16 protein-coding genes are annotated in these 24,413 nt (G+C 54.8%); 7 read left to right on the top strand and 9 right to left on the bottom strand.

The window, feature by feature from the left end; all coding sequences use genetic code 11:
• Window positions 1-30: 30 nt before the first annotated feature.
• Window positions 31-537 carry a hypothetical protein gene (locus tag ACTJIK_RS18585; protein ID WP_440648841.1) on the top strand — a complete coding sequence of 169 codons (507 nt, stop codon included), beginning with the start codon at window positions 31-33 and terminating at the stop codon, window positions 535-537.
• Window positions 538-554: 17 nt separating this feature from the next.
• On the opposite strand, the gene ACTJIK_RS18580 is transcribed toward ACTJIK_RS18585, so the two are convergent.
• The 4 genes from ACTJIK_RS18580 to ACTJIK_RS18565 form a co-directional block, all read right to left on the bottom strand.
• Window positions 555-1,652 carry a sialidase family protein gene (locus ACTJIK_RS18580; RefSeq protein WP_440648839.1) on the bottom strand — a complete coding sequence of 366 codons (1,098 nt, stop codon included), beginning with the start codon at window positions 1,650-1,652 and terminating at the stop codon, window positions 555-557.
• Window positions 1,653-1,761: 109 nt separating this feature from the next.
• Window positions 1,762-2,238, bottom strand: coding sequence for an SRPBCC family protein (locus tag ACTJIK_RS18575; protein ID WP_440648837.1), 477 nt, complete (start codon window positions 2,236-2,238; stop codon window positions 1,762-1,764).
• A 122-nt stretch (window positions 2,239-2,360) separates the two neighbouring features.
• Complete coding sequence (locus ACTJIK_RS18570; protein WP_440648835.1) at window positions 2,361-2,849, bottom strand: hypothetical protein; 489 nt, start codon at window positions 2,847-2,849, stop codon at window positions 2,361-2,363.
• Window positions 2,850-2,961: 112 nt separating this feature from the next.
• Window positions 2,962-5,994 (bottom strand): triple tyrosine motif-containing protein, encoded by a 3,033-nt coding sequence (locus ACTJIK_RS18565; RefSeq protein WP_440648833.1) that lies wholly within the window; start codon window positions 5,992-5,994, stop codon window positions 2,962-2,964.
• A 258-nt stretch (window positions 5,995-6,252) separates the two neighbouring features.
• Here ACTJIK_RS18565 and ACTJIK_RS18560 point away from each other — a divergent pair, with 258 nt between their 5' ends.
• The 3 genes from ACTJIK_RS18560 to ACTJIK_RS18550 all read left to right on the top strand — a co-directional run bounded on the left by ACTJIK_RS18560 (window position 6,253) and on the right by ACTJIK_RS18550 (window position 9,849).
• The gene (locus tag ACTJIK_RS18560) at window positions 6,253-7,470 is read left to right on the top strand and encodes a family 16 glycosylhydrolase (protein ID WP_440648831.1); all 1,218 of its coding nucleotides are present in this window, start codon (window positions 6,253-6,255) and stop codon (window positions 7,468-7,470) included.
• A 40-nt stretch (window positions 7,471-7,510) separates the two neighbouring features.
• Window positions 7,511-8,380 carry a polysaccharide lyase gene (locus ACTJIK_RS18555; protein WP_440648829.1) on the top strand — a complete coding sequence of 290 codons (870 nt, stop codon included), beginning with the start codon at window positions 7,511-7,513 and terminating at the stop codon, window positions 8,378-8,380.
• A 161-nt stretch (window positions 8,381-8,541) separates the two neighbouring features.
• Window positions 8,542-9,849 carry an O-acetylhomoserine aminocarboxypropyltransferase/cysteine synthase family protein gene (locus tag ACTJIK_RS18550; RefSeq protein WP_440648827.1) on the top strand — a complete coding sequence of 436 codons (1,308 nt, stop codon included), beginning with the start codon at window positions 8,542-8,544 and terminating at the stop codon, window positions 9,847-9,849.
• Window positions 9,850-9,914: 65 nt separating this feature from the next.
• Here ACTJIK_RS18550 and ACTJIK_RS18545 read toward each other — a convergent pair whose 3' ends face one another.
• Window positions 9,915-10,871 (bottom strand): nitrilase family protein, encoded by a 957-nt coding sequence (locus ACTJIK_RS18545; RefSeq protein WP_440648825.1) that lies wholly within the window; start codon window positions 10,869-10,871, stop codon window positions 9,915-9,917.
• Between the two features lie 110 nt (window positions 10,872-10,981).
• On the opposite strand from ACTJIK_RS18545, the gene ACTJIK_RS18540 reads away from it, so the two are divergent.
• Together ACTJIK_RS18540 and ACTJIK_RS18535 are read left to right on the top strand one after the other, a co-directional pair.
• Window positions 10,982-12,502 carry a M60 family metallopeptidase gene (locus tag ACTJIK_RS18540; RefSeq protein WP_440648823.1) on the top strand — a complete coding sequence of 507 codons (1,521 nt, stop codon included), beginning with the start codon at window positions 10,982-10,984 and terminating at the stop codon, window positions 12,500-12,502.
• A 94-nt stretch (window positions 12,503-12,596) separates the two neighbouring features.
• Window positions 12,597-13,034: a nuclear transport factor 2 family protein gene (locus ACTJIK_RS18535; protein ID WP_440648821.1), complete on the top strand. Its 438-nt coding sequence runs from the start codon at window positions 12,597-12,599 to the stop codon at window positions 13,032-13,034.
• Between the two features lie 209 nt (window positions 13,035-13,243).
• On the opposite strand, the gene ACTJIK_RS18530 is transcribed toward ACTJIK_RS18535, so the two are convergent.
• Genes ACTJIK_RS18530 through ACTJIK_RS18515 form a run of 4 tightly spaced genes read right to left on the bottom strand, consistent with a single transcriptional unit; the run spans window position 13,244 to window position 22,855 of the window.
• Window positions 13,244-15,007 (bottom strand): RagB/SusD family nutrient uptake outer membrane protein, encoded by a 1,764-nt coding sequence (locus tag ACTJIK_RS18530; RefSeq protein WP_440648819.1) that lies wholly within the window; start codon window positions 15,005-15,007, stop codon window positions 13,244-13,246.
• Between the two features lie 11 nt (window positions 15,008-15,018).
• Window positions 15,019-18,093 carry a SusC/RagA family TonB-linked outer membrane protein gene (locus ACTJIK_RS18525; RefSeq protein ID WP_440648817.1) on the bottom strand — a complete coding sequence of 1,025 codons (3,075 nt, stop codon included), beginning with the start codon at window positions 18,091-18,093 and terminating at the stop codon, window positions 15,019-15,021.
• A gap of 20 nt (window positions 18,094-18,113) precedes the next feature.
• Window positions 18,114-19,802, bottom strand: coding sequence for a RagB/SusD family nutrient uptake outer membrane protein (locus ACTJIK_RS18520; RefSeq protein WP_440648815.1), 1,689 nt, complete (start codon window positions 19,800-19,802; stop codon window positions 18,114-18,116).
• A gap of 11 nt (window positions 19,803-19,813) precedes the next feature.
• On the bottom strand, window positions 19,814-22,855 hold the full coding sequence (locus ACTJIK_RS18515) for a SusC/RagA family TonB-linked outer membrane protein (protein WP_440648813.1): 3,042 nt from the start codon (window positions 22,853-22,855) through the stop codon (window positions 19,814-19,816).
• 558 nt (window positions 22,856-23,413) lie between these two features.
• On the opposite strand from ACTJIK_RS18515, the gene ACTJIK_RS18510 reads away from it, so the two are divergent.
• Window positions 23,414-24,262 carry a chromate resistance protein ChrB domain-containing protein gene (locus tag ACTJIK_RS18510; protein ID WP_440648811.1) on the top strand — a complete coding sequence of 283 codons (849 nt, stop codon included), beginning with the start codon at window positions 23,414-23,416 and terminating at the stop codon, window positions 24,260-24,262.
• The last annotated feature ends 151 nt before the right edge of the window (window positions 24,263-24,413 follow it).

The raw sequence follows: 24,413 nt of genomic DNA, 5'->3' as shown, positions 1-24,413 counted from the left end.
TCTTTTACGAATAACCACAACATAATACCTATGAATATGACACCCGCTCCTGAAGATCTTCTCACCGGGGACGACTATGACTCGCAACTGTTCCGCAACCAGCTGCTGCCGCTCTGGATGAAGATCGTTTCTTACCTGTTTGTATTTGGCGCCGTGGCGCTGGCCGCTATTTTTATTATTTTCCAGGTGGAAGAGAACTGGAGCGCCATTCTGGCTTTCCGCGGGTGGCAGGACATGCTTCCTTTGCTGTTGTTACTGAACTTTTGCCTGTTTGGCCTGACTGCCTGGGGCTTGCTGAGAGAAAAACGCTGGGCCGCGGGTTTTGGGCCGGTGAATATCGGCATCGGCGTGTTGGGGGTAGCATATGCCGTAGCGGAGACGATCTGGGCGAGGTTCAAATACCCCGCACACAGGCAGGGCCTTGAAGACCTGATTATCTTCGTTATTTTCATACTGCTGTGCATTTACCTCTACAGGCTGTTAACCATCCGCAAAGAATGGAAGCTCCGCAGGTCACAGATCACAGGCGATTTTTAATATGGAGGTATACTGCGTCATAGTTCCCCCGCTTCCGCATTTCCCGTTTCCTTCTTTACCTCCGGCTTCTCCGGCCGGTTGATCTTCAATACCACATGGCGGATGTTCTTACGGTCGGCCGTATAGGTGATATGCACCGAACCGTCGGGCGTTTGTATCACCGCGGGATAACTGTATTCGCCTTTCTTTTGATCTTCCAGCGCAAAAACATTCTGCCAGGCCGCACCGTTCTCAGACACGGCAACATACAGGCGGCTTCTGCCTTCCCACCATTCAGTGCCTGGCAGCAGGGGATTGTATACGATCACTTTCAGCCCGTTTTCCAGCGTAAGGGCGTCTGTGCCGGCGTTGGGATTGGGCAGGTCTGTAGCACTGAGGGGGCCCCAGTTGAGGCCGTTGTCTCCAGACCAGGCCTGCACCACCGTATTGTTGCGGCTGCGGCAAAGCAGCTGCAGCGAATCGTGCGGGTAACGTAATATGCTGGGCTGAATAACGCCGAAGGTATCGTTGTTGATGGGTATGCGTGCCCAGTTACGGGCATTGCGGTCGGACCGTTCGAGGTGGATATGCCATTGTTTGTTGTCGGCGCTTTCGGTGCTGGAAGGGTAGAGGATGTCGCCATTCGCCAGCTGCAGCGGTTTGTTCTTGATAGGCCCCAGCATGCCCTGCGGCAGCTTTTCGGGGGCGCTCCAGGTTTTCCCGTTGTTAGTGGAGCTCATCATCATGCCCCACCATAGCCTCGGGTTGGGGCCCACTTTATAGAAAAGGAAAAGTTTGCCGGCTTTGGTCTTGAACAACACCGGGTTCCAGCAGGGGTAACGCAAAGTGTCGTTCACCACGCCATTGGCGATCTCCCTGGCCTCGCCCCATTTGCCGTCTTCATTCACGGCTATCCAGATGCTGACGTCTTTATTGCCTTCTCTTGTGCCGCCGAACCAGGAGGCCATGAGCCTGTCCTTACCAAGCGATACGATCGTTGAGGCATGGCAGGCGGCAGTGGGCGGGTTCTCCATGATCATGACCCTTCTTTCCAGCTGCGGAACGATGGGCTGGGCATGGCTTTGCAAGAATGTAAAAAGGAGCGCGATACTCAGGCAAAAAAATCTTGGGCGCATACGGCATCAAATTAAAAAAGTAACCTTGTGAAGGAACGGCCCGCACAAGGTTGCTGATGAAGATAATGATTTTCACGCTATTCTGTATCCTTCAGGGACGATTGAGATCTCAGGTCAATGAAGACCCATTAAGCCGGGAAGGAATTATTTCGGTGCGGTAGCGGAATAATTCTTTGAGCTGGCGCCCCACAAAAACGTTATTGGCCAGGTCGCCCAGCCAGCCGAAGGGAATACGGTAATGCACGATGTCCGTCATTTCAACGCCGCCCGCTGTTTCCCGGAAATGATGCTGGTGGTGCCAGAGACTGTACGGGCCGTAACGCTGTTCGTCCACAAAAAAACGGTGGTTCTCCACGTGCGTGATCTCCGTCATCCAATACAGCGGGATGCCCAGCACAGGCCTGATCTTGTATTCAATGATCTGCCCCGGGTAGATATGATGGCCATGCGGCTCGCTGGTGACGCGGAAACCGAGGGCGGGCGGGGTGATATGCTGCAGGTTGTCAGGGTTGCTGAAATAATTCCAGGCCTGCTCCAGCGTAACGGGTAATAGCTGTGTTTCCCGGATGCGGTAAGTGCGCGACATACCGTAAATCTAAAACAATAATGGATAAAAAGAACCGCCCGCCTGCGGAGCCGCCGGTAAAAATGGCGAACCCCGGGCGGACGGCCTCATTTGCCGGAAGACTCCGGAAATGTTGTTGAATGCTAACACAAAAACTGTAAAACACTGCTTCCCGGAACCCAGGAAGTGGTTTTGTCAGTTAGCTGGAAAGAGGCCATAAGCTGACCTTTGGGTAATTCGCTGGCGGTATAGAAGAACCGGAGGTTGTCCTGTTTCAGCTGCAACAGTTCTTTCACGGATACCACCATGCCGGATTGTTTGCCGGTGGCGTCGGCGAATTTCCATTCGCGGATGGTATTGCCTTTGTCGTCTTTCACGGTGAGCTTGCGGCCCGTGCCGATCTTCCCGCAATGGCTGTAGTGGAAAGTGAGCTGGTCGTCCGCATTGGCTTTGTCCAGCCGGAGGTTAGACAGCTTCACGGGTTCGCCGATGTACTGTTCGTGGATGAGCTTGTTGTTGAGGTACACCTTCAGGTGATCCCCGCCCATGCCGCTGCCGGCTTGTGTTGCAATGGCTGAAAGGCAGAAGGAGAGGAAAGCGGCGGTTTTTTTAAAAAAGGATGAGCGTTGCATATACTATCAGTTTTAGGTGAATATTGACAGTACAAAGCAACGCAAACGCCGCTTCCTGGCGGAATGGGTTTGACGACCGGGAAGGTTTGCTTGACGTAAGGGCCGGTCCCAGTTATTCTTGTTGCGCTTCCCCCGGTACACGGGCCGCGGCAACCGCCAGCAGGAAATCGTACAAAGGCACGTCTCCCGGCACTTCCAGCTTTTTACGCAGGCGGTACCTGCTTGTTTCAACGCCTCTCACGGAAATGCCGAGCGATTGCGCGATCTCTTTGGTGGTAAGATTGATGCGCAGGTAAGCGCAAAGCTTCATATCCGTTGTGCTAAGTTCGGGGTAGCGGGTTTTGAGCGTGGAAAGGAAATTGTTGTGCACCTCGTCGAAGTGCCGGGAAAATTGTTGCCAGTCCTCTGTATCCTGCTCCGCTTCATCGAACAGGCGCAGCACTTTTTTAAATGGATGGCTGGGCGCCGGTGCTGTTTTTTTGATAGCCTGCAACAGCTCTTCGCGGATGTTGAAAAGCAGCTTCCCGCGTTGCAGCAGGTGCATGGTGGCGGTAGCCAGTTCTTTGTTCTTGAATTGTATCTCGCTGGCAAGTTTGTCGTGCTGCAGGCTGATGAGCTGTTTTTCCCTTTGTTCCTTTTCGTATTCATGGTGAAGGATGAGCTGTTGCTGTTCCCGGCGGTGGCGTAGCTGCTGCGCGGCGAACTTGCGTTTTTGCAGCCGGTAGCCGCCCCAGATGAGAGCCAGCAGCAGCGTGGCGTACAGGCTTTTGGCGGGCATGCTCAGGTGCCATGGCGGCAGGATGCGGAAGGCGTACGCGGCTGCGGGGGAAATATTGCCGAGATGGTCCCGCGCTTTTACCTGGAAAGTGTAATCGCCATGCGGGAGGTTGGTGTAATCTTTTTCCGTGCGCGCGGCCCATTCGCTCCAGGCCGGGTCGAAGCCGTTCAGCCGGTAGCTGAATTCCATGTTGTTGCCATGGCCGCAGGCCGGGGAGGCGTATTCGAAATGAAAACCGGCATAGGCGTTTGAAAGGGTTTTGAAAGCGGCTTCGCCGGAAGGAAGGAACCCGCCGAAAAGCAGGCTGTCGCTGCTGCCGCGGGCGCTTACCTGGCTGATCATTACGCGCGGCTCTTTTTGAGGCTGACGGTATTTTTGGTAATTGATATGATACATGCCTTTCTCGCCGCCGATGAAAACATTCTCCTCGTTGTAGGGGTAAATGTTTTCATAACCGCTTACGATCATGCCTTTCAGTTCCGGGAAGTACATGATGCGGTAGGGCTTGTCGCCGTGTTTGCGGTGAAAGTCCACCACACCGGGCGTTTTGCCTGACACGAACCAGATGTTCCCGCCCGCGTCTTCGGTCATGTACTGAACCGGTACGGCGCCCAGCACTGAAAAAAGCCAGGGCGAGGGCGCAAACGTTTGCCGGACGGGGTCAAATTCATAGATGCCGGCTTGTGTGGCCACCACCATCCTGCCGCGAATGCGGAACACGAAATTGTTATTGTCTGATGGCAGGCCATGGCGGCTGGTGAAAAGGGTGAAGCGCAGCGTGGTGTCCCCGTCCGTCACAATGCGGTATACGCCGCGGTAAGGGTGGGAGGCCCAAACGATGCTATCCTGCTCGGCGGTGAGGAACCGCAGCGACTCGAACAGCACATTCACCTGGCGGGCTTTGCTGAATGAGCCTTCCTGCTGATGCATGGTGCGCAACCCGTTGTAGCAGCCAATGAGCGTGCGGTGTGCCTGCGGCAGGAACAGCCAGCAGCCGGTGCCTTTCAGCAATGGTTCCGCTTTTCCGCCGGTGATATTAAAAGCGCCTTCGTGATGCCCCATCAGCAGCTGCCCGGCGGAAACGGCAAGGCTCCATACCTGGCCGCCGGACTGGTCCACTTTGCGGAAACGGTTTTGCCGGAAGCTCAGGTCTTCATAACGTTCCGTGCCCGGCGATACGATCGTTCCGCCATGCTCGCCCGCAGGCGCCTCCCCGTTGCCGCCTGCCGCAACCGGTTTGCGGTGAAGCGTGGCATGACTGCCCGTGGGGCCATTTCCCGCCATTCCTTCATTCCCTTCCAGCGGCGTTACAAATAAGCCGTTGGAGGTGCCGATGTATAGCTGCCGGTTGAACACCCTGGCGGCATAAGTGGTGAGGTATTGGTGCCTGTCCGGATGGATCTGTTTGATGGCGTTGCTGTACCGGATCATATCGATGCCGTTGTCCAGCGCCAGCCAGAGATTGTGGCCGGGGTCAGGGAATATCTTCCGCACACTGTTATGCTGCAGGCCTTCCTGCAGGCCGAATTGCTGGATAACTGCGCCCGTCCGCCTGTCCAGGATATAACAGCCCGCTTCGGCCGTACCAACGAGCAATTGATTATTTCCCCAATCCAGGCCGCACTGGATGCGCGCCTTTTGCAGCGTTTCCATATCAGGGGCCGCATAAGGGAAAAGTTCGCCGCCATGCAGCTTGAAAATGCCATGTTTGTAGGTGAAAAGCAGCAGCGTATCGCCGGGGTGATCGAGCACGGCGGTAACCAATAATTGCCGGGCCGCAACGGCCCTGCCAACCTGCTTCCAGCCGCTGCCGGTGAATTGCACCAGCCCAAGCCGCGCGTCCTGTGCATACAGTCCGCGGCCCGTGCTGCACAACAGGCGCCATTCCCCCGGTGCATGATACACCTGCACACGATTGCCGCGGTATGCGAATATCTTGTTGTTGCTCCTGAAGAACATGGAGCCGTTGTAAGGCACAATGTTCCAGATATCGGCAAACTCCCTTTCACTGGCAGGGATCAGCGGCTTGAGAGAAGTGTAGCGCAGCACTCCGTCAGCATCGGCACGGTAATACCCGAAATCGTCCTGCGCGCCCGCGTAGATCCGCCCGCCTGCTGCTTTTACGGAACGCATGCGGGTGTGGTTGGGCACGGGGAACATCTTCCAGCTATGACCATTGAACGTGAGCAACCCTTCGTTGTTGGCAAAATAAAGGATGCCCAGGGAGTCCATATCTGCATCCCAGGTTTGGCCGCCGCCGGAATATTGTTGTTTGCTAAAGTGGAGCACGGAAGGGGCGCCTATCAGCTGGCGCGCATGGGTAATAGATGCCCAGAGCATGGGCAGCACAAACAACAGGCCTTTCATTTTTCATAACGTTTGAATAAAAATATAATAAATCCCGGTGAAGTAGGCGAGGCGTATTTAAGCGCAATTGATTTTCAGATGATTAGGAATTCCTGTAGTAGAATTGACGTACCCCGGCAGAAAGCATCCTGCCATTAATTCGGGATATTTGACCCCGTAGCCACGTTAAAGAAAACACTTCCGCAAACCCGCCCTGAACGGAAGAGAGAGCACTATCATCATTCAACCCGGTATTATTCACACGTTAACTGAAAAACTATGAAACTTCAATCCTTATTGCCGGCTGCTGCGCTGGCATTTTTACTGTTCCTTACGGCATCCTGCACAAAAGACCTGAAAGCCCCTTCCTCGGAAAAAGTGCCCCTGGAGGATAAAAAGTCCGCCGTTCAGGCCCTGGCCCTGCAAATGGTATGGCAGGATGAATTCAACGGCACCAGCCTGGACCTGTCCAAATGGAGCTACGAAAACGGCGACCTTGGCGTGAACAACGAGCAGCAGTATTACCAGACGCCCAATGTAGCCGTAACCGGCGGCAACCTGGTGATCACCGCCCGCAAACAAAGCGTGGGAGGTAAGCCGTACACTTCCGGCCGCATCAACACCAACGGCAAATTCTCCAAACGTTACGGCCGCATCGAGGCCAATATCAAACTCCCGGCTGTACAGGGCCTCTGGCCTGCCTTCTGGATGCTCGGCACCAATATCGGCGCGCCGGGCGTTGGCTGGCCGCGTTGCGGGGAGATAGACATCATGGAACATGTGAACACCGGGAGTTCCGTTCTGGGCACCATCCATTGGTGGAACACCGCTTACAGCTATTATGGCGGCAATACCAGCACTTCGCCCACCAATTTCCACGTGTACGCTATTGAATGGGATCCCGCCAGCATCCGCTGGTATGTGGATGGCGTTCAATTCCACACCGCGAACATTCTTAACAATATCAACGGCACAGAAGAGTTCCACAACAATTTCTTTATCCTGCTCAACCTCGCTGTGGGCGGCAACCTGCCGGGCCAGGTGATCAACGACAATGCGCTGCCCGCCACCATGCTGGTGGACTACGTGCGCGTGTACGACATTGTGAACAGTCCCGGCGGGGCGCCCATCGGCTCCGTGATCTCCCTGAGAGGCAGCAACGGCCAGTATGCCAGCGGCGAAAACGGCACGCAGGCCATGCGCTGCAACAGGCCCAGCGTGCAGGCATGGGAACAGTTCACCGTGGTGGACGCAGGCGGCGGCAAAGTGGCGCTGAGAAGCATGAGCAAATATGTTTCCTCTGAGAATGGCGCCCAGCCCATTACCTGCAGCCGCGCTACCATCGGCGACTGGGAAAAGTTCGACTGGGTGACCAACAGCGACGGCACATTTTCTTTACGCGGCAACAACGGTTATTACATATCCAGCGAGAACGGCACGCAGGCCATGACCTGCAACCGCGCTACCATAGGCGGATGGGAGAAGTTCACTTATTAATCTGTCTATTATTTCACGTAAGAAAACAAAAATGAGAAAAATGAAATTCCACTTCCAAGCGACGGGCGCGGCAATACTTGCGCTCGCACTTTTCATTACATCCTGTTCAAAACCCGCTGCTGAAGAGCAGGAACAGCCCGTGTCACTGGACAACGAAACATCCGCCACAGACGTGGGGATCATGGCTATCAACAGCTCGTTTTCAGAGAACTGGAACAGCTACACGCATGGTACCCAGTACTCTCAATCGCAGGCTGCGGCCGATTTCGGGAATATCAGCGGCTGGAATGCCGGGCGTTCCATGATCTCCAACGGCAACCTGCGGATCACGCTTGAGCCGAATGCGCTTTCCGGCGCCGGCGGCGTAATATCCAATGTCGACGTTTCCGATGGCTCGGAATACCAGGTAAGCTTCACGATCCGTTTCCATAGTGCTTTCGACTGGAGCAGGGGCGGTAAGCTGGGCTTCGGCTTATTGATCGGCGAGGGAAATACCGGCGGAGACCCCGGCTGGGACGGCAATGGCGGCAGCTTCCGGCTGATGTGGTACAACAACAACGGGCGGGTCTATTTCCACCCCTATGTGTACCACCGCGACCAGGCCGGCCAGTATGGCGACAACTTCGGCGTAAGTTATCCCTCTTCAGGCAGCCTCGTAAAAGGCCAGACCTACAACGTGACGCTGTATGCCAAAAGCAACACCGGTACCAGCACCAACGGCCGCGCCCGCCTCACTATCAATGGCACTACTGTGCTGGACAGGGCTATGCGCTGGACCACCAACGACGGCAACCGCCTGATCCGCAACCTGAGTTTCCACACCTTCCGCGGCGGCAGCCAGAGCTACTGGATGAGCCCCACCGTGGGATATGTATATTATGACGACCTGGTGGTGACCAAGATCAATTAACACAACAACTTCTCCCACCGCTTTTGAATAACGGGCAGAGCCGGGCATTCCCTCGTGAATGATCCCGGTTCTGCTTTTTGGACGATATGAACGATTTATTTTGAATTCACAATAAGTCTAGCTAATTTGTAGACTATTCGAATCATTTAAAATCATACATCATGTCTAACACCCCTTTACGTTTCGAAACGTTGCAGGTACATGCCGGTTATCAGCCGGACCCCACTACCAAAGCCGCGGCAGTACCTATTTACCAGACAACCTCGTATACATTCGACAGCGCTGATCATGCAGCGGACCTCTTTCAGCTGAAGCAGTTCGGGAATATCTACACCCGCATCATGAACCCCACGAACGATGTATTTGAAAAGCGGGTAGCCGCGCTGGAGGGCGGCGTGGCCGGGCTTGCGCTGGCTTCGGGCCAGGCGGCGCAGTTCATTGCCCTGCATAATATCCTGTTGCCCGGGGATAATTTTGTAACCTCCAGCTACCTCTACGGCGGCACCTACAACCAGTTCAAGGTAAGTTTTAAGAGAATAGGCGTGGAAGCGCGTTTTGCGGACCTGGACGACCCTGCAAGCTTCGAGACGAAGATCGACGACCGCACCAAAGCCATTTACCTGGAAACCATCGGTAATCCCGGCTTTGCGATACCCGATTTTGAAAAGATAGCGGCCATCGCTAAAAAGCACGATCTGCCGCTGGTGGTGGACAATACCTTCGGCGCTGCCGGTTACCTTTTCAGGCCGCTGGAGCACGGCGCTAACATTGTAGTGCAGGCCGCCACCAAATGGATCGGCGGGCATGGCAACAGCATCGGCGGGGTGATCGTGGACGGCGGGAATTACAACTGGGGCAACGGCAAGTTCCAACAATTCACTTCTCCGGATGAAGCATACCATGGCATGCAATTCTGGGAAGTATTCGGATCTCACAGTCCATTCGGCAATATCGCCTACATCATACGCGCAAGGGTAACGGGCCTGCGCAGCTGGGGCCCTTCGCTGGCGCCGCAGAATGCGTTCCTGTTCCTGCAGGGCCTTGAAACCCTCAGCCTGCGTGTGCAACGCACCGTGGAAAATGCGCAGGCGCTGGCGGAATGGCTGCAACAGCACCCGGACGTCGAGTCTGTGAATTATCCCGGGCTGCCGGGCAACCGCTATCACGAGCTGGGCAAAAAATACCTGAAACGCGGTTTCGGCGGTGTGCTGAGCTTCAAAATAAAAGGTGGCCGTGAGGCGGCAGACAAGCTGGTAGCCAATCTGCAACTGATCTATCACCTTGCCAATGTGGGAGATTCAAAAACGCTTATCATTCATCCTGCCACCACCACGCACCAGCAGCTGAGCGAGGACGAGCAGCGCGCAGCAGGCGTGGAGCCGGGAATATTGCGGATCTCCCTCGGGATCGAGCATATCGATGATATTAAAGGCGATCTGCAGCAGGCGTTTGAGAAAGTAAATACCTGACCTGTATGTTCCACTATTAAATATTCAAAGGGCCGGGTATTTCCCCGGTCCTTTTTTATCTGAAGTTATTTCTCCTTCCCATCCATCCACACCACTTTCTGCTCCGGCACGTTTTCCTGCCCGATGATATCCCTGTACAGCGTGGGGTTCCGTGCTTTCCTGTAACGGTAACCGCCCGCCTGCTGCAGCTTTTCAGGAGTAATGAGCGCAATGGCGTAATCGTTGTCCAGCTTCCTGCATTCGGCAATAATGTCGCCGAACGGATCCAGGATCATGGAGCAGCCGTTCTTCAGCTGGTCGTCGTCCATACCGATCGGATTGGAGAACACCGCGTAAATAGCATTATCATAAGCACGGGCGGGCAGCCATTTCATGAGCCAGGCCCGGCCTTTCAGGCCGTCAAATTCCTGGCGCAGCGACGTTGGGTCGTCATGGCGCTTTTCCCAGAGCTGCGGGTCCACGAATCCCGCGCCCGGCCTCGTGCTGGGGGTGCACATGGTTACATGTGGCATGAAGATGATATCCGCGCCTAAAAGCGCCGTGGCGCGCACGTTTTCTATAATGTTGTTGTCGTAACAGATAAGGATGCCGCATTTCCAGCCCAGCAGCTCAAACACCACGTACCGGTCGCCTTTGCTGAGATAGGGGTTGATGAAGGGGTGGAGCTTGCGGTATTTGGCCACCAGCCCGTTCTTGTCCACACACACATATGCCTTGAAAAGATCGCTGCGCTCATCTTTTTCAAAAAGCCCCGCGAGTATCACGATATCAAGTTCTTCGGCGATTTCCCTGAGCCGCTCAATGCTCGGCCCTGCGGGAATGAACTCCGCCAGCTCCAGCATCTGCTGTTTGTCCAGGTGGCGGGCAAAAGTATAGCCTGTCACGGAGCATTCGTGGAAGGCGATCACATCGGCGCCGTCTGCTTTGGCCGCCGCAGCGAGGTTCCTGATCACCGAAAGGTTTTGTTGCTTATCCCCGCTGCTGTTCTCAAATTGTGCGGTCGCTATTTTGATCGGTCTCATCTTTTGTTCGGTTTAAGATGGCTAATCTAACGAAAATGCCGGTCATCATAAAACATTGGAGATAATGCCGGCGTGTTTTATCTTGGGCGTACTCTTAATATTTTTATTGTATGATAAAGCAAGCTACTCTTACTTGTGCCGCGGCATTGGCGTACCTGTGCGCCGGCGCGCAGGCCCTTTCACCGGCCAATGTGCTCATTACTCCCGAAAACCGCTTATCCGCCAAAGACACTGCTTTCCGCCGTGGCATCGCCGAATGGAGCAAGGCGCAGCTGGAATCTGCGGACTATGCGAAGATCAAGGCGCATCCTTCCGCTGCCGTGTTTCCCGGCGCCGTGAAAGAAGGCGCCGCGCGGGTATCGCGTTCCGTGGACATCAGCCACCGGCAGATCAGCGATGCGCTGGTGCCCGTGGTAAGCCGGCTGAACTACTCACAGCCCTGGAGGGAAAACCTGTACAGCACCGGCCTCTACGCCGTGCCGGGGGAATATATCGAAGTGAGCATTCCAAAGGAGCTGCTGGACAAAGGCATCGGCATACAGATCGGCAGCCATTCGGACAACCTGAACCAGTGGGTGGCCGGCAAGGAAGACTGGCGCAGGATGCCGCGCATCGTTCGCACAGATCTGCTGAAAAAAACAACTTCCCGCATCGCCAGTCCGTTCGGCGGGCTCATATATGTGACTGCGGAGCCAAAGGCCGCTTCCTGGGCAGGGCAGGTGAAGATCAGCCGCGCCGTGGAAGCGCCCTTGTACATTGCCGGCAAAACCACGCCTGAGCAATGGGCTGAGCAGCTGAAAAATAACAAAGCGCCCTGGGGCGAGCTGGCCACCGGCAAAGTAGTGCTCACCGTGCCGGATTCCATCCTGCAAAAAGTAACAGACCCGGCGCATGTGATGGCGCTGTGGGACCTGATCGTTGGCGGGGAAATGGAACTCGCGCAGATACCGCAGCCCTTTTACCGTCCGCAGCGGATGGTGATAGACGAGCACATCGGCGGCGGGTTCATGCACAGCGGTTACCCCATCATGATCCATCACTCGCCCAGCCGAAGGCTGTTGAGTGCGGACGTGATCGCTGATCCGCTCAAGCTGATGATCGGCAGCAAGGGCGGCGCCAACTGGGGCTTCTTTCATGAGATAGGGCATAACATGCAGAACCTGGACTGGGTATTTGGCGGCACCACCGAAGTAAGCTGCAATTTCTTTTCGCTGTATATGTTCGACCGGCTGCTGGGCGGCCGCGACGATGCGCATACCGGTGTGTCCAACAAAGAAACGCAGGATGCGATGAAGAAATATTTTTCCGAAGGGGCTTCTTACGAAAAATGGAAAGGCAGTCCCTTCCTGGGTCTGATCATGTTCCGGCAATTGCAGGAAGCATTCGGATGGGAAACCTTCAAAGAATTTTTCCGTGAATACCAGGCCCTGGCCGCAAAAGATCCCGACGGCGGCTATGCAAGGAAAGACGAGCAGAAACGCGACCTCTGGGCGCGCACCTTCTCGCGGGTGAGCGGCCGCAATGTGGCGCCTTTCTTTGAAAAATGGGGTATACCCATCAGCGCGGATGCAAAGCAGGAGCTGAGCAATCTGCCTGCCTGGATGCCTTACAATTTTCCGCCGGAGAACTGATCATTTTTTTTCTGTACCATAGCGTGCGGGTGCTTCAGCAATGGGGCATCCGCTTTTTTTTGTATTTTGTTTGCTCTTCCACAAAAATGAAAACATGAAACACTTCTTTTCACTATTGGTATTCAGCACCATTTTCCAGTTCGCCTCGGCGCAGTCCAAAGACGAAACGGCGGTGGGCGCAGCTGTGCAATCGCTCCGCAAGGCGATGATAGATGCAGACAAGGCTGGCCTTGAAAGGCTTACGGCCGCCAGGCTGAGCTATGGCCATTCCAACGGCAGGATCGAAGACAAGGCCTCGTTCATTGGTAACCTCGTAAGCGGCCAGTCGGATTTCATCACTATGGACCTCTCCGCGCAAACCATCGCCATCACCGGGCAAACGGCCATTGTACGGCATACGCTCTCCGGGCAAACGAAAGACGGCGGCAAGGAAGGCAATGTAAATCTTTATGTAATGCTTGTCTTCGGCAAAGAAGCCGGTCAATGGAAATTAGTGGCCAGGCAGGCGGTGAAAGTTCCACCGGCGCAATGACGGAGAGCTTTTGCTTCGTTACCCCGCCCGCTTTAGTGTGCTACCGCTCCTCCAATGACTCCGGGCTTGCAATGAGAGGCCTTCGCAATGATGAGCTTAACTAAGCGGATAATCATTAAAACAAAAACAACAAAGGTTGCCATGCGGCAACCTTTGTTGTACAAGATCATCCTGGTAAGCGGCCGCTTTTCAGCAACCGCCTGATATGTTTAGTATCCAGGGTTCTGGATCAGGTTCGGATTCTTCATCACCTCCGCAACGGGGAAGGGGAAGAAATAGTTCTGCTCAAAGAAGTAGTGAACCGGATTTTTATTCAGCGGTACTTCTTCGTAGGTGAACTTGCCGTCAGGCTGCTTGGTGATCCTGATGCGCGTCATGGTGGCATTCAGCTCGGTAATGGCGGTTTTCCAGCGGCGTACGTCCCAGAAGCGGGAGTCTTCGAAGCTGAGCTCCACAGCTCTTTCATTCCTCAACAGCGCTCGTGCGTCGTCCTGTGAAATGCCTGCGGGTATGCCGTAACGGCCGTCGCCGCCGGGTTTGATGCCTGCCCTTTTACGGATCGCGATGATGTGGTCGATGCCTTCTTCCACGCGGTTCAGCTCAATGAGGCATTCGGCGGCCATCAGGAGAATGTCCCCGTAGCGGATCAGCGGCATCACACGGTCCGGGTTGGTGCCGTTGGAACCGGTGGCGGATTCGTGGCAGAATTTCCTGCAGAACATACCGGTGTATACCAGGCTCACGTCGAAGCCGTCTGTCGGCGCACCTACATGCGTCCACACGGGTGTTCTGGTGCTGCTGCCGGTGGTGCGCCAGAGGGCGCCGTTGTAAAGATATGTGTAGCCGAAGCGCGGGTCACGGCCTTCAAAGGGTTTCGCCGGATCATATTCGGAAAGCGGCGCGGTGGCGATGGGCTTGCCGGTGATGGTACCAAACCTTTTGGAGTGGTTATAAGTGGGCGAAGAATTCACGTTGCCGTCCCTGGAATCGGGCAGGTAATTTTGCTCGATCTGGCGGTTGGCGGCAAACATGGCCGGGAAGATGTATTCGCTGTTGAAGCGGGTGATGAACAGCTTATAGAAACCGTCGCCAGGCCTTGATGCATTGGAGTTGTCTTCCACCAGCGAATACCAGCCGGAATTGATCACATCGTTACAGGCGTCGAGCGCGCGCTGCCAGCGGGCGGGGTCGTAGTTGCCGTAGCTGATGGCCTTTTCAACGGCGGGGTTCAGGCTTACCGTATTATACTGCGGTTTACTGTTGATCAGCGGGCTGGCCGCATAGAGCAAGATGCGCGCTTTCAGTGCCATGCACATGCCCTTGTTGGCCCTTCCGTAGTCCTGCTCCTGCTGGTCAGGTGTGGCCGCCAGCATGCCTGCCGCGTCGTCCAGCTCTGATACGAGGTAGTTCACGCAATCTTCGTAGCTGGCGCGGGGCTGGGTAATGTAGTCCGTATTGGAATAAATGCTGTCTTTGATGAGGGGCAGGCCGCCGAAATACTGCAGCATCTGCCAGTAGTACCATGCCCGGAGGAAGCGCACTTCGCCTTTCAGCTGTGTTTTCATTTCTTCGGCCATCGGTGTTTTGCCGATGTTCTTCAGGAAAGTGTTCACCCTGCGGATGTTTTTCCAGCCGCCATCGTATACGTTGATGTAAGGGCCGGTGGAATTGGCGGATGTGGTGCTGAGCGCCACCACCACGTAAGGCTGCGTGCCGCCGAAGAGGCGGGAGGTGCCTTCATCCGCACATTCGGCAAGACTGCCGCCGTTACCCCATCTTTTCTGGAAGTTGTAAAGGCCCACGTCGCTGTATATAGCGGTTACGAAATTGAGGGTGCGCACACTGTCGGAAAATACCACCTGTTCGTTCAAGGTGGTGGTCTCTGTTTTCTCCAGCAGGTCCTTGGGTTTGCAGGCGGTATAAACGCCGGCGGTCACAAGGCCGAAAAGGATATATGTCTGAATTTTTTTCATGTTCGCGGTTGTTAGAAGTTAACGTTTAAACCCACGTTGTATATTTTCTGGTTCGGATACACACCGCCTTCGGTATTGGAGGTCACTTCCGGATCCAGGTCGTACAGGTTCGGGCCGAGCATCCAGGTAACGAGGTTGGAGCCGTTTGCGTATAGCCTTACCTGTTGCAGGCGCATTCTTCTTACCCATTCGCGGGGCAGGGTATACCCGATCTCCGCGTTACGCAGCTTGATATAATCGCCTTTTACGGTCCAGAAATCGGATTTGTTGGAAAGGGCGTTGCTGATGTTGTCCAGGGTGGAGAGCCTCGGGAAAGCGGCGTCCGTATTGGTCGGCGTCCAGGCGTCCAGGTGTATCTGGCGCAGGTTGCCGAAGAAGGGCGTCACTGCTTCGGCGAACGCGCCGATCCTGAAGTTGGTGGCGGATTGGAAAGTGATGCTGAAATTGAAGCCTTTCCAGTCGCCTGCCAGCGTCAGCGCGTAGTTGTTGGTGGGTGTGTTGGCAAAGTCGTAGTACTTCTGGTCGTAAGAGTCGATCTTGTTGTCGCCGTTAAGGTCCTTGTATTTAATGTCTCCAGGCCGCGGGCGTGCGCCTACGGGCAGGGGACTCTTGTCGATGTCTTCTTCGCTCTGGTAGAACCCGACGAACTCATATCCTTTTTCACGGTCAGCCTGTCCGCCGGTCTGTTTCATCCAGGGATAGGGAGGCATGCCTTCATCCATGTACTCGATCATGTTCCTTGCGCGGGCCATGTTCGCGTTGATGCGGTAGTTGAAGGTGCCGATGCGGTTCTTGTAGTCGATGTTGAGCTCATAGCCGGAGTTCTTTATCCTGCCGAGGTTGGAAGGAGGCAGGCCGATGCCGATCACGCTGGAAAGGCTGCCGCGCTCCATCATGATGTCTGTACGGCGTTTGTGGAAATATTCGGCGGTAAACGACAGCTTGTTCTTGAAGAAGTTCATGTCTGTACCGATGTTCCATTGCGTTTCTTTTTCCCAGCTGATATCGTCGTTGCCGAGCGTGCCTTCGAAAATGCCGGTGAAGGCTTTGGGGCTTACGCCGAAGTTGTAGCCAGCGCCGGTGTTGTACACGTGTTCGTAGAGGTACTGGTAGGTGTTGTTCAGGTTGTCGGACCCCGTCATACCGATGGAGCCGCGGATCTTGAGCAGGTCCATGAACCGCACATTATCCCTGAAGAACGGCTCTTCGGCAATGTTCCAGCCGCCGGAGATGGCGGGGAAAAAACCGTAACGCTCGCTGGATTTAAAACGGTCGGTACCGTTGTAGGCGCCGCTCAGTTCCACCAGGTACTTGGTTTTGTAGTCGTAGCCCAGGCGGAAGGTGTAGCCTTTGAATTTCTCGGGGATATCAGCGCCGTCGCTGGAGTTGAACTGGTTCATTAACACCAGCGCATACACGTGGTGACGTTTGTTGAACACGGTGTCGTAGTTCAGGCTCAGCTGCAGGTTGAGGCGTTTTTTTGTGGTGCTTTCGCCGGCGGTCAGGGTGTATTTTTCATCCCTGTAGTTGTTGGCCAGCAGGGGCGTGTATTCCCCGGTCTTTGAATTGTAGATGTAAGAAAGGATGTTGGTGCGGCCCAGGCTTCTCACGAAATCCTGGTTGCTGGAGTAAGACAGCAGGCCGCTGAGCTTCAGGCCGCGGGTGATGAAGTGCAGCTTCTGCGACGCGCGCAGGTTCAGCTGGATGTCGCTTTCGTAGTTACGGCGGTAACCGCCTTTTTCGAGGCGGGCCACGATGTTGTTGCCCGCGCCGCCGCCGGTAACGATCGTTTCAGGCGCCGCGCCGTAAGTACCGTCCGGGTTGCGGATGGGATACGCGAAAGGAGGCAGTGCCTTGTAATCGAATATCTCGAACCAGATCTTGTTCCTGTTCGCACGGCCGCGGGTGTTTGGCTGGTTCTGCTCGGTAAAGTAACCGGAGAGGTCCATGCTCAGGTCCAGCGTGGGCGTCACCTGGAAGTCCAGGTTGGAGCGGTAGTTATAACGTTTCAGGTAGAAATTCGGGTTCACGTCTGAGTCCGGGTCCTGGAAGTTGTTCAGGATACCGTTCTGCCAGAGGTGGCCGATGGAAATGAAGTATTTCATTTTATCGGTGCCGCCGTTGATGCTGAGGTTGTTCTTGGTCTGCATGGCGGACTTGCGGATCAGCACGTCCCACCAGTCGATGTCCGGGTGGCCGAAGGGATCGGTGCCGTTCTTCCAGTGCTCAAGGTCTTCGTTGGTGAATTCCAGGGGCAGGCCGTCGCTTGCCAGCGCGTCGTTGCGCAGGCGCGCCATGTCGTAAGCGCTCAGGAAGTGCGGGCGGATGCTGTTCTGCTGCCAGCCGGTGTTGGAAGTAAGCCTTACGGAAGCTTTGCCGCTCGCCCCGCGGATGGTGGTCACCACGATCACGCCGTTCGCGCCTTTGATGCCGTAAACGGAAGCGGAAGCGGCATCTTTCAGGATGGTAACGGAAGCCACCTGCTCCGGATCGATATCGGAAAAGTTACCGGTAAATTCCACATCGTCTACAATGATCAGGGGCGACACGTCCCTGTTGGCGGCAAAGGTGGTGATGCCGCGGATCATGAACACGGCGCCGTCTTCACCGGGCTGGCCGGAGCGCTGCATGGAGAAGAACCCCGGCAGCTTGCCCACCAGCGCGTTCTGCAGGCTGGCGGTAGGCACGCGGCGGATCTCGTCGCCGGTAACGGAGCTGGATGCAATGGTCTTGCTGAGCTTGGTGGTCTGGCCATAACCCACGATCTGCACTTCTTCCAGGCCCTTCACGTCCTGCTCGATGGTAATGGCGATATTGTTCCTGCCTGCAATGCTGACTTCTTTCTGAAGATAGCCTACCAGCTTCACGATCAGCACCTGCTGCGCGCCGCGCGCTACCAGCTGGAACTGGCCGTTCTCGTTGGTGCTGGTGCCGTTGTTGGTCACATCCTTTTCATACAGGATGGCTCCGGGAACAGGACCGTTGGCGTCCCTCACGGTTCCGGTAACGGTTCTCCTTTCTACTACCTGGGCAAATACATGGGCCAGGGAGCAGAGGAGCAGTAAAGTGATTATAGTTCTTTTCATAACGTTTGCCTTTTGAGTGTTTACCAACCCGGGTTCTGAATGAGGTTCCGGTTCCTGTACAGTTCGTTTTGCTGGATGGGATAGAAGTACATTTTCGGCGCCTCGAACCGTATCTGGCCCGCCGGTACTTTTGAATAGGTGAAAGTATTGTCGGGGTTCTTTACGATGTGGTTGCCGCTCAGTGTTTTGTTCAGCAATGTTTCCGCAGTTTTCCAGCGGCGCAGGTCCCAGTAGCGGTGCTCTTCAAAGCAAAGCTCCACGCGGCGCTCATGGCGGATCAGCTCGCGCAGCTCTTCTTTGGTTACGCCCGCGGCGATGGGAGTGGTAAAGCCGCCGCGGCTCCTGACCTGGTTCAGCTTGTCGATAGCGTCCTGCGTGGGCCCGTCTGCCTCGTTGGTGGCTTCTGCAAAGCTCAGCAGCACGTCCGAATAACGGAACAGCGGGAAGTTATGCGCCTGTGTGGCGAGGGCGGTGGAATTGGCGGCGTTGTACATGAACTTCTTCAGGTAATAACCGGTCTTGGTCTTTACAATGCTGGTACCGGTGGGATTGTCCAGCCCGCCTTCCCACAGCTCGGTGTTGCGGTTCATGTACTTCACGCCGTTGTAGAAGAACACGATGGCGAAACGGTTGTCGCGGTTGGTGGCGGGATTGTTCGGGTTGAAGCCTGAGCCGGCTTCGGTAATGGCCTTGCCGTTCTTCATCAGGAAGGCTTCTGCAAGGTCTTCGGTAGGACTGGTGTAACCTTTGAACCCGAATTTGGTATGGCCAACGGGGCCGTTATTTTGTTCAACGTCGTTGGTATTGGCGCGCAGGTATGAGAAGATGATCTCTTTGTGCTTGCGGGTAACGAAGATGTTCAGGTAGTTGGCGGAGGTCTCCAGGCCATAAACGCCCAGCTGGATCAGGTCGTTCGCGGCATCTGCGGCTTTTTTCCAGCGGGCCTGCACGGCGGCGGGAGAAACGTCCGTATATCCTGCCACGGCTTTCTGCGCGGCAGTGGCGCCAACATTGCCTTCGTTGAAGAGCGGGCTGGCTGCATACAGCAGGACCCTTGCTTTGAGCGCCAGCACCACGCCTTCGCTGATGCGGCCGTATTCTGAGTCGGGCAGCGGCTCTTTGCGCACCAGGCCCCTGATGGCATCCAGCTCGGTCACCATATAGTTCACGCATGCTTCATAGGAAGCACGGGGATAGGAAAGGTCGTCCTGGAGGGTGGGGATCTTGTCGCCCATCAGCGGAACGCCGCCATAGCGTTTCACGAGCTCAAAATAGAACAGTATGCGGAGGAAGCGCGCTTCGGCTTTCCAGAAGTTCCTGGTCTCTTCTATTTTAGGCACCCTGTCTATCTTTTCGAGAAAAACATTGCATTTGCGGATGCCTGTGTAGTTCTTCACCCAGGCGTCTTCAGGATTGATGAAAGGGCTCACCCTGCCAAAGATCAGCTCCTCGATGTCGCTGCCGTTCATGGAAGGTACCGCGTCGTCTGTGGCCACATCCAGCATGGAGTTGTTGATGCGGTTCCAGCCGTTGGGCATATTGGCATAGATGTCTGTCAGGAACTGTTCTGCATAGGCGCCGTTCTTGTCCACCGGGTCGAAGATGTAACTCTCGTCCAGGTTCTCCAGCGGGCCTTGTTCCCCCTTCTTCATGCAACCGCCCAATATGAGCAGGGCAAAGACCGGGATGGATATAATTAATTTCTTCATGGGAAAATGCATTAGAATTTAATGTTGATACCTGCGTACAGCGCTTTCAGGATAGGATAGGAGCCGTTCAGGTTTTCGGGATCGGTGTATTTCACCCTGGTGAAGGTGAGGAGGTTGGAGCCGTTCACGAACAGCCTGGTGGATGCGATCCTGATCCTGCGGGTGAGCGCATAAGGAAGGGTGTAGCCTACTTCAACGTTTTTCAGGCGCAGGTAGCTGGTGTTCTGTATCCAGTAATCTGAATTCTGGCCGTTGTTGAAGCTGCCGCCGATGGCCAGCTTGGGATAAGTGGCGGTGGCGGCGGTTTCCGGCGTCCACCGGTCCAGGTGAAGGTCATAGATAGTGTTCCTGCCCTCATTGCCGAACTCCGTGATGCGGATGGTGCTGTAGCGGTTCGCAACGCCCTGGAACAATAAGGCCACATCAAAGCCATGGCAGGAAAGACCCATGTTCAGGCCGTAATACACATCCGGTTTTTCCGGGGTGATCAGCGTTTCGTCGAATGCGTTGATCACGCCGTCGCCATTGAGGTCTTTGTACCTGATATCGCCGGCCCTCGGGTTGGCGCCGGGTATTTGCGGGGCTTTCTGCGCTTCTTCGTCTGTGCTGAACAGCCCGTCTGACAGGTAGCCGTAGCTCATGCCGGTGTAACGGCCTGTGCGCATCAGCCAGGGGTAAGGCTTGACAGGCTCGTCCAGGTATTCCGATCTTCCTTTGCCGATGGTGAGGTTGCCATTCACCCAGTAGCTCAGTTTATTACCCACGCTGTTCTGGTAATTGACATTGAACTCCATGCCCGTATAGCGCGTTACGCCGATGTTCTCCTGCGGGTAGGCGATACCGAGCAGGGCGGTGTTGCTGCCGCGCACCATCAGCACGTCGTAGAACTTGTTGTTATAATAATCCGCGGAGAAGGTCAGCTTGTTGTCCAGGATGCCGAGGTCCAGCCCGATATTGGCTTTTTTGGCTTTTTCCCAGGTCACGAACGGGTTGTTCAGCGTGCCTTCCCTTACGCCGGTAAGCCCGGAGTGCGTGGTGCCGAAGCTGTAGCCGGAACCGGTTACATAGTACTGGTTGTAGATGTAGTAAGATTCGCCGTTGCCGAAGGTACGGTTGCTGTTGAAGGAGTTGCCCACTTTGCCGTAAGAGGCGCGGAGCTTCAGCATGTCTATCCAGGAGGCGGACTGCATGAAATTTTCTTTCGCAATGTTCCAGCCGAGGCCGAAAGCCGGGAACCAGTCGTAGCGCCGGTCGGGGTGATAGCGGTTCGTGCCGTTGTAACCTGCGGCGAACTCGGCCATGTACTTCTCGTCGAAGTTGTATTGTACGCGGCCGCCCAGGCCAATGAAGTACTGGGGTAGCTGGTTGCCGAGGGTACGGTTGTCGTTGCTGCCGGTGATGACCGCGTTCACGCCATGTTTGCCGAAGTTGCGGGTGTAGCCCAGCTGCGCTTCGGTGAACAGGAAACGTTCCGTAGTATTGGTACCGGTGCCGTTCGACATATCTGTGCTTTCGCCGAACTTCTGGTAGGTGGTATCGCCGGAGGGTTCTATGCGCATACCGTACACCGCGTTGTCTTTGGAACGCAGGATCAGCTCGGTGAAATTGGTGTAGAAGGAAGCGGTGCCTTTTATCCACATGCCTTTCACCAGGTCGCCCAGGTCGCCGCGCAGGTTGAGGTCCGCATTCAGGTCGCGGGTATAGAGATTGTTGTAGCCGCTCATCACGGTTCTCCCGTAGATGTTGTTGGTGTAGTTGGAATTACCGGCCAGCGAGCCGTCCGGGTTCTTTACCGGGTAAGCGTTCCTCGGTGTGGTGAGAATGGAGCTCATGATGTTTAGCCCCAGGTCGCCCGGTTCATTATTGGTCTGTATGCGGCCCATAATGTTGAGCGAAGCGGAAATGCTGCGGTTCACCTTCACGTCTACGTTCGAACGTACCTGGTAACGTTTTACATCGGCGTTGGTATTGTATTTATTGAAGGACTCGGTTTTGAAGAGGCCGTTCTGGTTCATATAATCCAGGCTTACAAAGTAACGGGCGTTTTCCCTGCCGCCTGATACATTGAGGTTGTAACGCTGGAATAAAGCGTTTTTGTTCAGCGCTTCCCTGCGCCAGTCCACATCCGGGTGCCCGAAAGGATCCGAGTGCGTGCGGTAGGCTTCGAGGTCTGCATCTGAATACGCGGCCGGCTTTCCGTCGTTGCCAAGCGCTTCGTTATACAGGCGCGCAAAATCGTAGGCGCTCACGGGCGAATACGTTTTGGTGGGCTGTGTAACCCCGGCCGATGCGGTGAAATCGATGCGCTGCGGGCCTGCGTCGCCTTTGCGGGTGGTGATCATGAGGATGCCGTTGGCTGCGCGCATGCCGTACATGGCGGTGCCGAGGGCGTCTTTCAGGAGCGTAACGGATTCGATCTGTTCAGGGTTGAGGCTGAGCACATTTCGTCCGGGGCTTCCGTCTATCATCACCATGGGAGCGCGGTCGCGAAGACTGGCAGCGTTCTCGTCGATGAAACCGGGGAGGCCGGCCTGGGTGGAAACGGCAAGCCCGGCCATGCGGCCGGTGAGCATTCCGTAGATGTTGGTGGAAAAGGTTTTGTTCAGTTCCTGGGTGTACACTTCGGAGATGGCCTGGAGGTTGGTGCTTCGTTTCTGCGTACCATACAGGATCTGGTAAGTGGAATCGTTTGCACGGAATTTTTGTTTAAGCCTGATGGTAACAGCGGCGGCATCGTTTACGGTGAGTTCCGTGCTGTTGTAGTCTTTGAGGGAAAGCACCAGCACATCGCCTTTTTGGGCTTTAATGGAAAATTCGCCATCAGTGTTGGTAAGGGCTGTAATGGAAGAAGATTTTACGCGGATCTCCACGAGGGGGAGCGGTTTACCGTAGGCATCCACCACGGTGCCTTTTATTTCATCCGCGGCATGCAGGGCGAAGGATGCTTCCGTGTGGTCTGCCGGCTTGGCCCTGGCGGGCAATGCCCAAAGGCCGGCAACCAGGAAGCCTGCTCCTGGTAAGAGCAGCAGCTTTCTTACGTGAAATTTTCTCATCAAGATCAGTTTTGTACAGTAATTGTGATTAGCATTATTGATAACGGGATTCTGCCGGAACGGGCGTCCGGGTGTCGATTACAGTTTAGTCCATTGTATTTTGTATCAGCGGCAAGGGCAGCTGTGTGGTCATTAATAATTAAGGAAGATTGTAGGCTGTTTTGGCAAAGCCCCGCAGCGTTCCTGGTGATAGAGAAATATTCATAACATGGTATGGAATTGATCTAATCTGATGTTATTTTATCATCTGGGTCGATCGTGAGTTTGGTTGACTTCCTCTTATTGGCAAACGTTTGCATCATAAATGTGCAATCGTTTGCAATTTGATCTCAAGTAAAAAAGAATTCCCGGGAAAAACAAATTTTCATGAAAATATTATTTTGTGTGTTATCGCATGGCAGGGAATTTCAGCGCTAATAAGTGTGATAACCTGAGGGCATCGGCCAGGCGCCGCGGCATTATTTCCGGGGATTAGGAACCTGTTAACAGAAGAATTGTTAAAAAAACATGATTTTAGGTTAAAATCACATCTTAAAATCCTATAAGTATAAGAATTTTATGAAATGGATCACTCTCCAACGCCCGCAAATGGAAACTATCGCCTGCTCATGGCTCATCATCCGTTTCATCGATCCTGACGCCAACATAGTGTATGTTGAACACGAACTGCTCACCGCCACTCTCGCTGAAAAAGACGTGATCCCCTTTAATATAAAAGGCTCTTCCTATACCGCACGTCACGACGAATGCCTGTTTGATGTGTTCATCCAAAAACATCATCTCACAGACCCCGCCCTCCAGGAAGTGGCCAACATCGTGAGAGGCGCCGCCACCAGCCGTTTCCACCTCACTCCGCAATCGTCCGGCCTGCGCGCCATCGCAGCCGGCATGGCGCATAACGAACAAAATGATCAGGCGCTGCTGCAACAAAGCATGGTCATATATGATGCGGTCTACAGCTGGGCCAGGCATGTTCGCAAACCTTTGCTGCCGGATGCGGAAAGTAAACTGATGGAAGTGTTCCACCGGTTCATTACGCAGAAGTATGCAGACAGGGCTAAGAAACCCGAATGGGTAAAAGAGATCGCCGCCTTCGTACAGGATGATATCGATACCAATCTTTCGCTGGACCTCGCCGGCCTGGCCGAACGCCTGAAAATAGACCCCGGCGGCCTCGCCAAACACCCTGACCATCACGCTTTCGGGGAAGAGATCCGCCGCCTGCGCATGGAAAAAGCCATGCAGCTGATGGAGGAAGATATATACTCGCTCTCCGAGATCGCTTATATGACCGGCTTTTCAGACCAGGGACATTTCTCCCGCATCTTCGGCAAACACTATGGCAAAACCCCCACGGGCCACCTCAAAACGATCAGGGCGCTAAAGGAAAAGGAGGAAGAGGAATAGTTCCGGAATTTGTATTATCTTGATATGTGCGTAAACGTTTGCATAAATACCGGCCGGAACGTTTCGGATTTCACGTTATGATAATTCACCAGTCAGGCCACAATAGCCGGTATCAGGAGCTGTAGATATTTCCAACACCACGTATGAAAAC

Origin of the sequence: Chitinophaga sp. 22620 (genome assembly GCF_052044405.1) — a bacterium.
In the GTDB taxonomy this organism is placed as follows: Bacteria; Bacteroidota; Bacteroidia; order Chitinophagales; family Chitinophagaceae; genus Chitinophaga.
The sequence above is the reverse complement of the archived record's forward strand: the minus strand, read 5'-3'. Positions and strand labels throughout refer to the sequence as shown.

Bases quoted from the DNA above. Each gene is read 5' to 3' on its own strand.
- ACTJIK_RS18520 (WP_440648815.1), bottom strand. From the start codon at position 19,802: ATGAAGAAATTAATTATATCCATCCCGGTCTTTGCCCTGCTCATATTG.
- ACTJIK_RS18565 (WP_440648833.1), bottom strand. From the start codon at position 5,994: ATGAAAGGCCTGTTGTTTGTGCTGCCCATGCTCTGGGCATCTATTACC.
- ACTJIK_RS18525 (WP_440648817.1), bottom strand. From the start codon at position 18,093: ATGAAAAGAACTATAATCACTTTACTGCTCCTCTGCTCCCTGGCCCAT.
- ACTJIK_RS18560 (WP_440648831.1), top strand. From the start codon at position 6,253: ATGAAACTTCAATCCTTATTGCCGGCTGCTGCGCTGGCATTTTTACTG.
- ACTJIK_RS18510 (WP_440648811.1), top strand. From the start codon at position 23,414: ATGAAATGGATCACTCTCCAACGCCCGCAAATGGAAACTATCGCCTGC.
- ACTJIK_RS18550 (WP_440648827.1), top strand. From the start codon at position 8,542: ATGTCTAACACCCCTTTACGTTTCGAAACGTTGCAGGTACATGCCGGT.
- ACTJIK_RS18535 (WP_440648821.1), top strand. From the start codon at position 12,597: ATGAAACACTTCTTTTCACTATTGGTATTCAGCACCATTTTCCAGTTC.
- ACTJIK_RS18585 (WP_440648841.1), top strand. From the start codon at position 31: ATGAATATGACACCCGCTCCTGAAGATCTTCTCACCGGGGACGACTAT.
- ACTJIK_RS18530 (WP_440648819.1), bottom strand. From the start codon at position 15,007: ATGAAAAAAATTCAGACATATATCCTTTTCGGCCTTGTGACCGCCGGC.
- ACTJIK_RS18575 (WP_440648837.1), bottom strand. From the start codon at position 2,238: ATGTCGCGCACTTACCGCATCCGGGAAACACAGCTATTACCCGTTACG.
- ACTJIK_RS18555 (WP_440648829.1), top strand. From the start codon at position 7,511: ATGAAATTCCACTTCCAAGCGACGGGCGCGGCAATACTTGCGCTCGCA.
- ACTJIK_RS18580 (WP_440648839.1), bottom strand. From the start codon at position 1,652: ATGCGCCCAAGATTTTTTTGCCTGAGTATCGCGCTCCTTTTTACATTC.
- ACTJIK_RS18540 (WP_440648823.1), top strand. From the start codon at position 10,982: ATGATAAAGCAAGCTACTCTTACTTGTGCCGCGGCATTGGCGTACCTG.
- ACTJIK_RS18545 (WP_440648825.1), bottom strand. From the start codon at position 10,871: ATGAGACCGATCAAAATAGCGACCGCACAATTTGAGAACAGCAGCGGG.
- ACTJIK_RS18515 (WP_440648813.1), bottom strand. From the start codon at position 22,855: ATGAGAAAATTTCACGTAAGAAAGCTGCTGCTCTTACCAGGAGCAGGC.
- ACTJIK_RS18570 (WP_440648835.1), bottom strand. From the start codon at position 2,849: ATGCAACGCTCATCCTTTTTTAAAAAAACCGCCGCTTTCCTCTCCTTC.